This is a genomic window from Sphingobacterium allocomposti, from assembly GCF_008124885.1.
In the GTDB taxonomy this organism is placed as follows: domain Bacteria; phylum Bacteroidota; class Bacteroidia; order Sphingobacteriales; family Sphingobacteriaceae; genus Sphingobacterium; species Sphingobacterium allocomposti.
Genome location: NZ_VNHX01000019.1, coordinates 45264 through 57896, shown reverse-complemented (window position 1 = coordinate 57896; position 12633 = coordinate 45264). Strand labels below are relative to the sequence as shown.

Genomic DNA, 12633 nt, shown 5'->3' with positions numbered 1-12633 from the left:
CCTACATCAACTTGGCGCCGTTGGGTACCGGCATATCGACCGTCGCCAGCACAATATCGCCATTCTCGTCAGCGAAACCCGTAACCAGACATTCCGACATAAAATTAGCAATCTGCTTTTTCGGAAAATTGACCACCGCCAGAACCTGCTTACCGATAAGCTCCTCCTTCTTATAATGATGTGTAATCTGCGCACTCGACTTCAGCACACCCACGGCAGGGCCGAAATCGATGTGCAGCTGGTACGCCGGCTTCCTCGCTTTCGGAAAATCGGAAACCTCCAAAATGGTCCCCACCTTCAAGACTACCTTTTCAAAATCCTGCCACGAAATCAGTTCTTCCATATTATAGCCGGTTCGAGGTGAGATCATTTAATTCTTTCGAAAGGGTGAAGACAACATAATCCCTGTCCCTGCGCAAACGTTTAGCAAGCCTTTGCAGAAGATCTTCTTCCTGACCAGCAGCGTAAGCTAGATCCTCGGGCGTCAGATGATTATATTTACGCTGTAATTTTATCTTCAGCACTTCCCATTCGGTTTCTGATATTTTTAGTGAGCTCATATATCGATTATTAAAACAAATACGTTATTATTGTAGTTATTAAAATAAATAAATATTTTTCATATGAAAAAATCTATACTTACTTTAATTTGTTTGATTGCCGCTATCGGTATTTCGCAGGCACAATTATTCCCTACATTTAAAGTGGGATTAAAGGGCGGATTAGGCTTCTCCAGTCTGCGCTCCGAAGGAAGATTTCTTAACTCAGATACGAAAACAGGGTTCCAATTGGGTGCTTGGGGCCGTGTAGGCATCGCCGGATTCCACGTACAGCCCGAAGTTTACTACGCGAGTAAAAAGGCAGGTATCTCGTTAGAAAATGGAGAAGAAGGAGATGCAACATTTAAAAGTATGGATGTTCCTATCCTGTTGGGAACTAGAATCGGAATAGGCCCTATCGGTGCCCGCATACAGGCCGGACCGGTTTTCTCATTTGCTCAGGATGGTAAAGTAGTCAATCTAAGCGAAGCTACCAACTGGGACGCATATAAAAAGAATTCCACCGGTATCATCGGCGGCATCGGTGCCGACATCAGCAGTTTTACAGTGGATCTGCGTTACGAGCATGGCCTGACCAACCTCAACGAAACAGGCAATCAAAAAATCAGGATGTGGACCATCGGTGTCGGTTTCTCCTTCTTATAAAAAAATACAACTTAATTGCGGCTCGCTAACGAAACGCAAAACACCTTATTACAACGCCTTGCATGGAGTTTCTCCGGCAAGGCTTTTTTTGATTAGAAACGTTCTAAATTGCCTGTTTTTATTGCCGATTGTCAGATTTCTGTTAACAAATAAATAGATTTGCGAATCAAATAAAATATCAAGGATAATGAGTAATTCAAAGCCAGTTTTAAGTTCTTCACTAGGAAGAAAACTAATCATGAGCTTAACGGGAATTTTCCTATGTACATTCCTAGTAGTTCACTTGATTGGTAACTTGCAGTTATTTAAAAATGACGAGGGGTACGCGTTCAATAACTATGCGTATTTCATGACACATTTCACCCCCATTAAGGTAGTTTCTTATCTACTTTATGCCTCTATTATTATCCACGCAATCTACGCTTTGGTATTGACACTAAAGAATAGAGCTGCCCGCCCGATTGGCTATGCGCAATTCGACGGAAAGGCGAATAGTAAATGGAGTTCCCGCAATATGGGGATCTTAGGAACGGTTATTTTGGTTTTCCTCGCAACGCACATGCAGAACTTTTGGTGGAAGTACCATAACGACCAGGTGCCGTACATCGAGTACCGCACAGACCTGGCTACGGGAAAGACGACATCACAGGAACTCGATGCGGCCGACTTCAGGGACTATCAGGTTACTGTGGAAGACAACGTCGAAATTGTGAAAGCGCGCGATTTGTATAAGCAGGTTGATTTTGCTTTCCAGAACCTCGGCCTGGTTATTTTCTACGTCATTGCGATGATAGCCCTTTCGTTTCACCTTATACACGGCTTCAAGTCTGCATTTCAGACCTTGGGTGTGTCGCACAAAAAATATGTACCCTTGATCGAATTCCTGGGTGTTTGGGTATTCGGAGTCATCATTCCTGTGGCTTTCGCACTAATGCCCCTATATTTCTATTTCGTTAAATAATATTTAGGATATATACTCATATCTGTTAAATATAAAGTATTTAAATATGTTAGATTCAAAAGTACCAGCAGGCCCGTTAGCGGAGAAATGGTCAAAACATAAATTTGAAATGAAGTTGGTCAACCCAGCCAACAAACGTAAGTTTACGATAATCGTCGTGGGTACAGGGTTGGCTGGAGCGTCAGCAGCAGCTTCCTTGGCAGAACTAGGCTACAATGTGAAGACCTTCTGCTACCAAGATTCTCCTCGCCGTGCGCACTCCATCGCTGCGCAGGGAGGTATCAACGCCGCGAAAAATTATCAAAATGACGGCGACTCGGTATTCCGTCTATTCTACGATACAATCAAAGGAGGAGATTACCGTGCAAGAGAGGCTAACGTGTACCGTCTGGCAGAGGTGTCTGTCAATATCATCGACCAATGTGTCGCTCAGGGGGTGCCTTTCGCCCGCGAATACGGAGGTCTATTGGACAACCGCTCTTTCGGTGGTGCACAGGTGTCCCGTACGTTTTATGCACGGGGTCAAACAGGACAGCAGCTGCTACTGGGCGCATACTCGGCATTAAACCGTCAAATTAAGAAAGGCAAAGTACAGTCATACACCAGGCACGAAATGTTAGATCTTGTTAAGATCGATGGACACGCGCGTGGTATTATCACGAGAGATTTAGTAACCGGTAAAGTAGAAGCACACGAAGGACACGCGGTATTATTGTGTACCGGAGGCTACGGTAACGTGTTCTTCCTATCTACCAACGCTATGGGCTGTAACGTGACCGCGGCCTGGCGCGCGCATAAACGTGGAGCATTCTTTGCCAACCCATGTTATACACAGATTCACCCGACATGTATTCCTGTTACAGGAGATCACCAGTCGAAACTGACATTGATGTCAGAGTCTCTACGTAACGACGGCCGCGTATGGGTTCCCAAAACACAGGAGCTTGCTGCCAAACTGCGTAAAGGCGAACTGAAGCCTGCCGATATTAAAGAAGAAGACAGGGATTACTTCCTGGAAAGAAAATATCCGTCATTCGGAAACCTTGTACCTCGTGACGTCGCTTCACGTAACGCAAAAGAGATGGTCGACGAGGGTCGTGGTGTTGGTAAATCCGGCGTTGCAGTATTCTTAGACTTCGCCGACGCCATTAAGCGTTTAGGAAAAGATACTGTAGAAGCGAAATACGGAAACCTATTTGATATGTATTATCAAATTACCGACGAGAATCCTTACGAGCAGCCTATGCGTATCTACCCAGCGGTGCACTATACCATGGGCGGTATCTGGGTCGATTATAATCTCATGACGACTGTTCCTGGGCTTTACGCGCTTGGCGAGTGTAACTTCTCCGATCACGGTGCGAACCGTCTGGGCGCTTCAGCCTTAATGCAAGGCTTATCTGACGGATATTTCGTTATTCCTTATACTGTCGGGGATTACCTCGCAAACCTAGGCTCCTTCGCGCCGGTAGACAAAAATCACCCCGCATTCGAGCAGACCCGCAAGGAAGTTGAAGACAGAATCAATACCCTCCTTAGCCTGAAAGGATCAAAAACGGTAGACGATATCCATAAAGAGCTTGGAAAGATCATGTGGGAATATTGTGGTATGGCGAGAACCGCGGAAGGACTGACAAAAGCAAAGGGACTGATTCAGAACCTGAAGAGAGAGTTTTGGTCTGACGTTAAGGTGTTGGGCGAAAATGAAGAGCTTAACATGTCATTGGAAAAAGCAGGCCGCGTAGCTGACTTCCTGGAATTAGGCGAATTGATGGTTGATGACGCCTTGAACCGCGCCGAATCCTGTGGTGGCCACTTCCGCCTTGAATCCCAGACCGAAGAAGGAGAAGCTAAACGCGACGATGAGAACTTCGCTTATGTAGCAGCCTGGGAATTTAAAGGCGAAGACCAGCCTGAAGTTTTACACAAAGAAGAGTTAGTTTTCGAAAACGTTAAATTAACACAAAGAAGTTATAAATAGTAGTAGAGTAAGCAAGCGTGCTTGCTTACTTGTCATTACTTAACAATATTATCATGGCACAACATATGAATTTAACGCTAAAAGTCTGGCGTCAAAAAAATGATAAATCCAAAGGTCAGTTTGTGACAATTCAAGCGAACGACATTGCTGATGACATGTCATTCCTGGAAATGCTTGATGTTGTAAACGAAGACCTCACCCGCAAAGGAGAAGATCCTATTTACTTTGACCACGATTGTCGCGAAGGTATCTGCGGCATGTGTTCGCTAGTGATTAACGGACGCCCCCATGGACCGAAATACGGCATCACGACCTGTCAGCTTCACATGCGCTCGTTCCACGACGGGCAAACCATAGTGATCGAACCTTGGCGTGCAGCGGCATTTCCGGTACTAAAAGACCTGGCCGTAGACCGTACAGCCTTCGACCGTATCCAGCAAGCTGGCGGATATGTAAACGTCAACACAGGTGGCGTACCTGATGCCAACGCTATTCCTGTTCCGAAGCGTATCGCTGATGAGGCCTTTGAATCTGCTACATGTATCGGATGCGGAGCTTGCGTGGCAGCATGTAAAAATGCGTCGGCCATGTTATTTGTGTCCGCGAAGATCTCTCAGTTTGCACTTCTTCCGCAAGGACAGACAGAGCGCTACGAACGGGCACAGGCTATGGTAGACCAAATGGACGCAGAAGGATTCGGTAACTGTACAAATACCGGAGCATGTGAAGCAGAATGTCCAAAAGGTATCAAGCTATCGAACATCGCAAGAATGAACCGTGAATATTTCACAGCGAAATTCTTCCGCGAAGAAGATGTACATACCCACAATTAAATGCAAAAAACGTTATAAAACAAAGAATCCTCGTCAAAACCTGCACGGGGATTTTTTGTTTCTTTAAGTAGCTCTGGTAATCGGGCATACGGGCAAATCTTACACGGCCTATCCGAAGCTATTTGTATTGGATATAAGGCCAAATTTATCTAAGTTTACAGTTTAGGTAGTCAGAGGAATACATGTTAACGAAGATTCGATTCCTGCTTTTAGTTTTAACGCTCTCTTTGGTCGGGACCGCTGTCACGATCCATTTCACGATTTCGGACGAGGATATGCTTGGACTGGACGAAAAAAAGCTCACGAAAAGTATTCACCGGTTTGAAGATAGAATAGACGAGATACTGCAGGACAGTCTCACGCTAAAAACCTTTCAGAACGTCGACAAATATCCTGTACAAATAGCAAAACTTACCGACGACATTGCTAAGGAGTTCATCTTCTTCTATGTATACCGAAACAATCAGCTGGTGCACTGGTCCACCAACATCTATGTTCCGGTCACGGATGTCGGTCTAAGAAATAACACCTCCTACCTTCAATCCGAAAACAGATCGTTCCTCGTAAAGAAAAAACTGCTCGGGAACGGCATATCCGTTGTAGCGATGGTTCCAATCAAGCGAAACTTCGAAACGGTTAATTCCTATCTGACGAACAGCTTTCTTCCAACCATCGACGTCAAAAATGTGGAGATTGCCCAATACGACGATAACGGAAATATCCGAAATATCTACAGCAAGGACAATAACTACCTCTTCTCGATCAAACTGATCAGCGGTAAGAAAGATAACATTTATATCACCTTACAGTTTTTTTGCTGGGTGGCAGCGTTGATATGTATAGTCGTTCTGACTAACAGCGTCTGCCTACATTTTGCAAAGAAAGACCATGCCTGGCTCAGCGTTTTGCTCTTTACCGCCGTCCTGATACTTGTGCGTTACATCGATCTGAAATCGAACTGGCTATCCATCCATTCCAGTTTGGAGTTGTTCGATCCAAAGTATTATGCCTACAACGAGTTTCTTCCAAACATATGGTCTTATCTGATGACCACCGGTAGTATATTTTGGTTAATATGCTTTGTTAGAATAGTGCAAAACTACCTGCCCGTACCCGCCTGGACCCGAAAAAAAAACTGCTCCGTCGTTATCTCAATTCTGGGAATGGCCAGTCTGTACGTTGCCGCGCAGGTGATGTATTATTTTTTAGGCACGTTGCTCACCCACTCCCCTCTTTACGAGAACGATTTCACCAAAATATTGAATCTCGGCCTCTATGGCTGGCTATGCATCATCCTGTTCTGTTTCAACGTCGCTACCTTGGTGCTCTACACCGATAGCATTGTACAGATGGTACGCTATTTTCTGAACAACATTACGCTGATGTTGAACATCGAACTGATCTGTCTCGTGGTCGCATTGATATTCACCGCGATCATAGGATTCAACGTATTTTTCTGTATCCTTTTTGGGATTCTCGTGTTTTTAAGAACCTACAAAACGTATAATTTCTCGACTCCTTATCGCCTGTCAATTTTTATTACAACGGTTCTGCTGCTGTCCTGCATTTCGGTGATATCCTATAACCATTACAACAGCATCAAAAAGATCGACGGCATGAAGCAGTCGATATCGCACCTGCTGGCCGAAGACGATGTAAACGCCGTATCTCTCTTTATAGATCTTGAAAAGAACATCAACGAAGACTATAAGCTGGAGAAACTGCTAAGCCTGAATCGGGAGCGGCCGGATATTGATTATATCACGGACTACATCAAAACACGGTATTTAAGCGGCTACTTATCCAAGTTCGAATTCCAGGCTTATTACTATGACAACGAAGGGCTTCCCTTAGAAGACTACCCCGTAGACAAGGCAGCTGAATACCGCGAAAAGGTTATCAAAAGCGCGATCAAGATTCCCTTCACCAGCAACTTCTACCGCCTACGAAGCGAACTGGGAACGCACGAGTACTTCACCCACCTTTCCGTACCGTATGAAAACGCTCCGGACAAGTCGTATCATATTTATTTAAATTTAAAAAATCTCTCCTACAGCACCCTCCTGCCCTATCCGGACGTGCTGTCCGACAACAAAACATCCAGCTGGCAGCTGGACGCGTTCCGCAACAACTCATATGCGTTATACAAGGGTAATAATCTGGTTACCCAATACGGAACGTATAACTATCCCGAAAACGACATCCAGATTCCGAATGAGCTGAGACAGTATATAAACATTAAAGAGAACGATAGCTTCTTACATCTCGCGTACAGACCAGATCAGTATACGACCATCATATTCAGTAAACAGAAAACAACGCTGTGGGAATACCTTGCCTTAGGTTCAATTGTTTTTATTGTTCTCCTGACATTTTTTGGCTTATTCAACATCACCAACTACCTCGTCACGACATTCTCTGATAAGTCTTTCCGCTGGAACCGCATCCGCTACCATTTCAGGGTGCTTTTCAACAGTGTACAATACAGTACACGGATACAGACGCTCGTTATCATGTCGGTGTTATTGGGTATCTTGATCTCGGGAGCAATTGCATTTATTAGTATAAACCGGCAGCTGGAAGAAACAACCTCCGCAAATAGGCTGAAGGAGATTGCAGAGGTCACAAAAAAACTGGAAAACAATTTAGGGAGCCAAGGCGATGGATTTCAAAGCAAGCTGGTCGGGATGCTGAAAGAGATGGCCCCGTCTACGCTGACGAATTTCAACCTATACGATAAGTCGGGAAAGCTTCTGTACTCCTCCCAGCCTCGGATCTTTGATCTTAAGCTCGTTTCGGAATATATCAATCCGACTGCCCTCAACAAGCTCGCCGTCCTACGGAAGTCTGAGGCATATGAGCAGGAGCAGATTTCGAACTTCCGGTTTTCGTCGGCATATGCGGCCATAAAGAACGAAGAATACAAGACCGTTGCGTATCTAAACATCCCCTATTATACCACGGAGAAAGACGCAACGGCCAGCAAGAACCTGCTTTTGAATACCATCTTAAACATTTATACCTTTATCATTATCCTGTTTGGCTTTATCGCGGTGGCACTGTCCAGCAAAATTACAAAGCCGCTTGATATCGTCAGGCAGAAGCTCGCCGAGACGCAGCTTTCCAACAAGATTAACGAGCCCTTATATTGGGAACGGAATGACGAGATCGGAATGCTGATAAAAGAATATAACTACATGTTGATCAAGCTCGAAGAGAGTGCGAAGCAACTTCGCGATGCCGAGCGGGAAAAGGCATGGCGCGAGATGGCGAAGCAGGTCGCCCACGAAATTAAAAACCCGCTGACACCGATGAAGCTGGGCATTCAGCAGCTGGTGCGCTCCTACAACGAAGGCGACTCGCGGTTTGCCGAACGCTTCCACCGGATATCGAATTCGATCATCGAGCAGATCGACAGCTTGTCGAAAATTGCGACCGAGTTCTCGGCCTTTGCCAAACTTCCGGAAACCAACCTCGTCAAGATCAACCTCGTCGAAGAGATATTGAAGGTGATGAACCTCTTTAACAACTCATCGAACACGTCTATTATCCTAATCAACGAAACCAACGAGAAAAACATCTATATCCTTGGCGACCACGACCAGATATTAAGATCTTTCAATAACCTGTTCAAAAATGCCATCGAGGCAGCTGTGGGCCGAAAAAAAACACGGATTAGTGTAACTTTGAGCTATAAGGACAAAGGTTTTGTCCAGATACATATCCAGGATAATGGATATGGCATCTCCGAGGAGGTAATTCCAAATATATTTAAACCTAATTTTACGACAAAAAGTTCGGGGACGGGGCTCGGATTGGCGTTCGTCAAACAGACCGTAACGGGCATAGGTGGCAAGATTGAATTTATTACCAAAGCGAATACCGGCACCACATTTATTATCACACTGCCGATCTATAGACCCTAGGTGCCCGCTTTGCTTTCCCGTATTTCTAAAAACCATTGATCAAAAAAAAGAGCAACGCCATCAGCGCTGCTCTTATCACATGTTTTCCAAGGTATTACACGTATATACTCTTAAGTTTCGCCTACTTCAGAACAACTCCTCCGCGGCCCATAATAGCGTTGTCGTTATATAATAAGACGGTATACGCCCCTTTACGAAACTTATCCAACGGCCAGAGAAACTGGTATTCCTCTCCATTGTTGCTGAAGTTTATCACATCTTTAAATGTGTATTGCAATTTCTCGCCGTGTACATAAAAGATATTGTTCGCGTCGCCGAATAAATTGCCTACCGGATCAATTATCCGGACGAAGACCTCTTTGTCTCCAACTTTAGCCAAGGTGTTATCTGCAATGGAAAACAAGATCTGTAGCTGCTCTACCCGTCTTGCTCTGGACTCCGTCTCGATCTTGCCTTTCTTTGAGACCGACACGCCGTTAACCTGCATATTTGAAACCTTCAATGCAGAAGCAGCCACCACCTTATCCTTCAACCTGCTATTCTCCTGGGAAAGGACATCGACCTGTTTACCCGTCGACGAAACCTGATCAGAAAGATTTGCATTTTCCCGTTGCAGAAGTTCGTTTCGCATCTTGAGTTCGTTAAGGGCCGTCCGTAAGCCGGACACATCGTCTTTTAGTTTTGCCACCTCTCTTTTTGCAATGAGGATGTCTTCTTCGGTAATAGTCTGCGTTTCCAGCTTCGATCTTAATACACTGATTGCTTCTCTGGCCCGTTGTTCGGAGGCCTCTAACGAGGCATCGGTATCAGCCGCTCTGAGAGCAATAAGGTTATCAAGCTCCGCTTCTATACGGTCTATTTCTGTCTGCAGATCCTGCTTCTGGATAGCCATAGTATAAAGCTTCTCCCCAGAAGATTTAAATTTTACGTAAAAATATATGTTAGTGGCCAGCAGCGCCGCGATTGCTATGATGAAAAAGTAAATTTTCGAATTGTTCCGCTTGGGGGGTTCTTCATGATAAGCTTTCGCCGAATCGTAAGGTTCTACTTTCTCAATATCTTCTTGTTTGTACATTATCCTTTTAAACGTAAGTGCTACAAAGTAACATTATTATTAACAACATGTTACCATAACAAAAACTATTCCAAGTCCGACTCTTACCACAATAGGAGTGCGTTATTCGAAATAATTCAAGGTGGTGAAGCCTCCTCTTTTGAGGTATTCCTCTTTACGCATCAGTTGCAGATCACTATCCACCATTTCACTGACTAGCATAGGCAGCGTATATTTGGGTTCCCATCCCAGTTTTGCCTTTGCCTTTGACGGATCTCCAACGAGCAGGTCGACTTCCGTCGGACGGAAATAGCGTGGATCGATTTTAACCACAGTTTGCCCCAGCTTGACGTTCTCGGCGGGAATATCAAGAGCCGCAAGCCGCTCTTCGTCGCGATCTATGATCACGCCTTTTTCCGCTTCATTTTTTCCACTAAACTCCACTTCGATGCCGAGTTCCGCGAAAGCCATCCGAACAAAATCCCTGACAGTTGTTGTAATGCCCGTCGCGATTACAAAATCTTCCGGCTGCTCCTGCTGAAGGATCAACCACATGGCTTCCACGTAATCTTTTGCATGTCCCCAATCGCGCTTCGCCGAAAGATTTCCCAGATAGAGCTTGTCCTGCAATCCCAGCGCTATCTTGGCCACCGCACGCGTAATTTTCCGGGTCACAAAAGTTTCGCCCCGCACAGGACTTTCGTGATTAAACAGAATGCCGTTGCATGCATACATATTATAAGCTTCTCTATAGTTCACCGTAATCCAGTAACCATATAGCTTAGCTACCGCATAAGGACTGCGCGGATAAAAAGGAGTGGTCTCACGCTGCGGCACCTCCTGCACCAGTCCATACAGCTCCGAAGTAGACGCCTGATAGATTCTCGTTTTTTGTGTCAGCCCCAGCAGACGCACGGCGTCCAAGATACGCAAAGCACCGATTCCATCAGCGTTCGCCGTATACTCGGGCGCGTCAAAGCTGACCTTCACATGCGACTGGGCCGCGAGGTTATAGATTTCGTCCGGCTGAGCTTCCTGTATGATACGGATTAAGTTGCTCGAGTCCGTTAAGTCGCCATAGTGCAAAATAAAATTTCGCTGGCTTAGGTGAGGGTCCTGATATAGGTGATCTATACGGTCTGTGTTAAAAAGCGACGAACGCCTTTTTAGACCGTGAACGATATAACCTTTTCTCAGTAAAAATTCTGCGAGATATGCTCCGTCTTGCCCGGTTATTCCCGTTACAAAAGCGACCTTGGGTTTCCTTGCGTCCATATTTTTGAATATAAGACAAATTTAAAAATATTTGGGAGTTTAACTACATAGCGCTGCATGACAAAATCTGTTATTGAAAAAAGGCTGCATTGCGGGCCTTAAGCTTACAATAGAATAGACAAACCGGAGCAACGTTGTCGGGCTGAGCACTTCGGCAGGCTCGGTACGGTACAGCTATTGTCAAAGACTCAGGACGCGTATCTGGACTTTCAGGCTATAATGGGGCTCTATAAAGCACTACGGCTGTTCTGGAGCGGGTTAAAAAGACTGGTGGGGGGCCAACAGCAAAAAAAGCCACGCAGTTATACACTACAGTGGCTTTTTTATTATACTCCGGTATGGGAGATTTACTGTTCTGCTCTCGTGAAGTTAAATACGAGGTTGCCTGTACCGTTATCCAATGGAATCGGCATGCGCATCACCAGCGATTGACCATCTGAGTACGAAAGGTTCAGGCGATATCCGCTGGTTACATTCGCAGCCTTCTCTCCCGAATATATTTTTTTAAACTGGAACTGCGGATGCACGCCCTCGGTCCTCCCATCATAAACAGACCAGACTATAGTTCTAACGGCACCATCTGCACAGAGCGTACCCGACGCGTTAAATGTAATGCTTCCGCGGTAGTTTCCGCCCGGAAGGTTCCATATGCTTCCAATAAAACATTCCACAGGAGCTTCATCAAAGATATTTTTAACCGTGTAGGCCGAAGGGATGTTCTCCCGATCAACAGAGTTCAACACCCATTTACCTTTTAAGCCGCTTCTCCACTGCGCAGCAGAAGGTCCGCTGCCACCCGCCGACGTAGAAGCTCCATTATTCCCCCCAACCGGCGATTTACGCTGTGCGCCGCACGACGCCAACACGAGCACAAGAGCTACCAACGTGAATACAGACAAGATATGTTTTCGCATAATGTAAAAATTAGTTTTCTATTTTAAGTATATTCGCAAACTTAGATAAATTCATTTTTATGTGCAATATATTTACCTTCGCATATAAAAGGAATTTATGGTCATCTCCCCTACGATTAAGAATTATAGAGGAAATGTTAACTTTGCATTGATGAGTCTACCCAAAAATCATACCATAAGCAAAATTGTTGCGAAAGCTGTTGTGCGGATCGTGGTATTGCTCATAGCGCTTCCCGTCATCGCTTACTTCACCTCTCCAACCATCATGGCGCAGCGGGTTTCTTTTCCTAATTTATGGGCTGTGGCCGCTCCACTTCTGTTGTTACTTACATTTGTTGTACTGCTTACGCTAGTATTACGGCACAAATACGGCAAAATCGAATACAACTGGCTTCTTACATTATCCGGATTGTTCGTCTGCCTGTACCTTGTACTGTTCTACGTAAAAGTCCTCCATATATTTCACTAACAGCCTCCGCTGCCG

Annotated in this window: 11 protein-coding genes; 6 read left to right on the top strand and 5 right to left on the bottom strand. The window is 45.2% G+C overall.

All coding sequences use genetic code 11. The features are described from left to right. Window position 1 precedes the first annotated feature (1 nt). The gene (locus tag BC792_RS13530; RefSeq protein ID WP_148909545.1) at window positions 2-343 is read right to left on the bottom strand and encodes a tRNA-binding protein; all 342 of its coding nucleotides are present in this window, start codon (window positions 341-343) and stop codon (window positions 2-4) included. A 1-nt stretch (window position 344) separates the two neighbouring features. After that, window positions 345-560: a hypothetical protein gene (locus tag BC792_RS13525; RefSeq protein ID WP_148909544.1), complete on the bottom strand. Its 216-nt coding sequence runs from the start codon at window positions 558-560 to the stop codon at window positions 345-347. Between the two features lie 63 nt (window positions 561-623). Here BC792_RS13525 and BC792_RS13520 point away from each other — a divergent pair, with 63 nt between their 5' ends. The 5 genes from BC792_RS13520 (at window position 624) to BC792_RS13500 (ending at window position 8906) form a co-directional block, all read left to right on the top strand. Further along, window positions 624-1205, top strand: a complete 582-nt coding sequence (locus BC792_RS13520) for a porin family protein (protein WP_148909543.1) — start codon at window positions 624-626, stop codon at window positions 1203-1205. Window positions 1206-1392: 187 nt separating this feature from the next. Beyond that, on the top strand, window positions 1393-2166 hold the full coding sequence (locus BC792_RS13515; RefSeq protein WP_148909542.1) for a succinate dehydrogenase cytochrome b subunit: 774 nt from the start codon (window positions 1393-1395) through the stop codon (window positions 2164-2166). Window positions 2167-2212: 46 nt separating this feature from the next. Continuing rightward, window positions 2213-4147, top strand: a complete 1935-nt coding sequence (locus BC792_RS13510) for a fumarate reductase/succinate dehydrogenase flavoprotein subunit (RefSeq protein WP_148909541.1) — start codon at window positions 2213-2215, stop codon at window positions 4145-4147. Between the two features lie 53 nt (window positions 4148-4200). After that, on the top strand, window positions 4201-4980 hold the full coding sequence (locus tag BC792_RS13505; protein ID WP_211357543.1) for a succinate dehydrogenase/fumarate reductase iron-sulfur subunit: 780 nt from the start codon (window positions 4201-4203) through the stop codon (window positions 4978-4980). 182 nt (window positions 4981-5162) lie between these two features. Beyond that, a complete protein-coding gene (locus BC792_RS13500; RefSeq protein ID WP_148909539.1) occupies window positions 5163-8906 on the top strand; it encodes an ATP-binding protein in 3744 nt (1247 codons plus the stop codon). 121 nt (window positions 8907-9027) lie between these two features. On the opposite strand, the gene BC792_RS13495 is transcribed toward BC792_RS13500, so the two are convergent. The 3 genes from BC792_RS13495 to BC792_RS13485 all read right to left on the bottom strand — a co-directional run bounded on the left by BC792_RS13495 (window position 9028) and on the right by BC792_RS13485 (window position 12149). Beyond that, the gene (locus BC792_RS13495) at window positions 9028-9981 is read right to left on the bottom strand and encodes a PspA/IM30 family protein (RefSeq protein WP_148909538.1); all 954 of its coding nucleotides are present in this window, start codon (window positions 9979-9981) and stop codon (window positions 9028-9030) included. Window positions 9982-10083: 102 nt separating this feature from the next. After that, window positions 10084-11235 carry a GDP-mannose 4,6-dehydratase gene (gmd, locus tag BC792_RS13490; RefSeq protein ID WP_148909537.1) on the bottom strand — a complete coding sequence of 384 codons (1152 nt, stop codon included), beginning with the start codon at window positions 11233-11235 and terminating at the stop codon, window positions 10084-10086. A gap of 347 nt (window positions 11236-11582) precedes the next feature. Then, window positions 11583-12149: a hypothetical protein gene (locus BC792_RS13485; RefSeq protein ID WP_148909536.1), complete on the bottom strand. Its 567-nt coding sequence runs from the start codon at window positions 12147-12149 to the stop codon at window positions 11583-11585. Window positions 12150-12300: 151 nt separating this feature from the next. On the opposite strand from BC792_RS13485, the gene BC792_RS13480 reads away from it, so the two are divergent. Next, entirely contained in the window at window positions 12301-12618 is a 318-nt protein-coding gene (locus BC792_RS13480) for a hypothetical protein (RefSeq protein ID WP_148909535.1), read from the top strand. The last annotated feature ends 15 nt before the right edge of the window (window positions 12619-12633 follow it).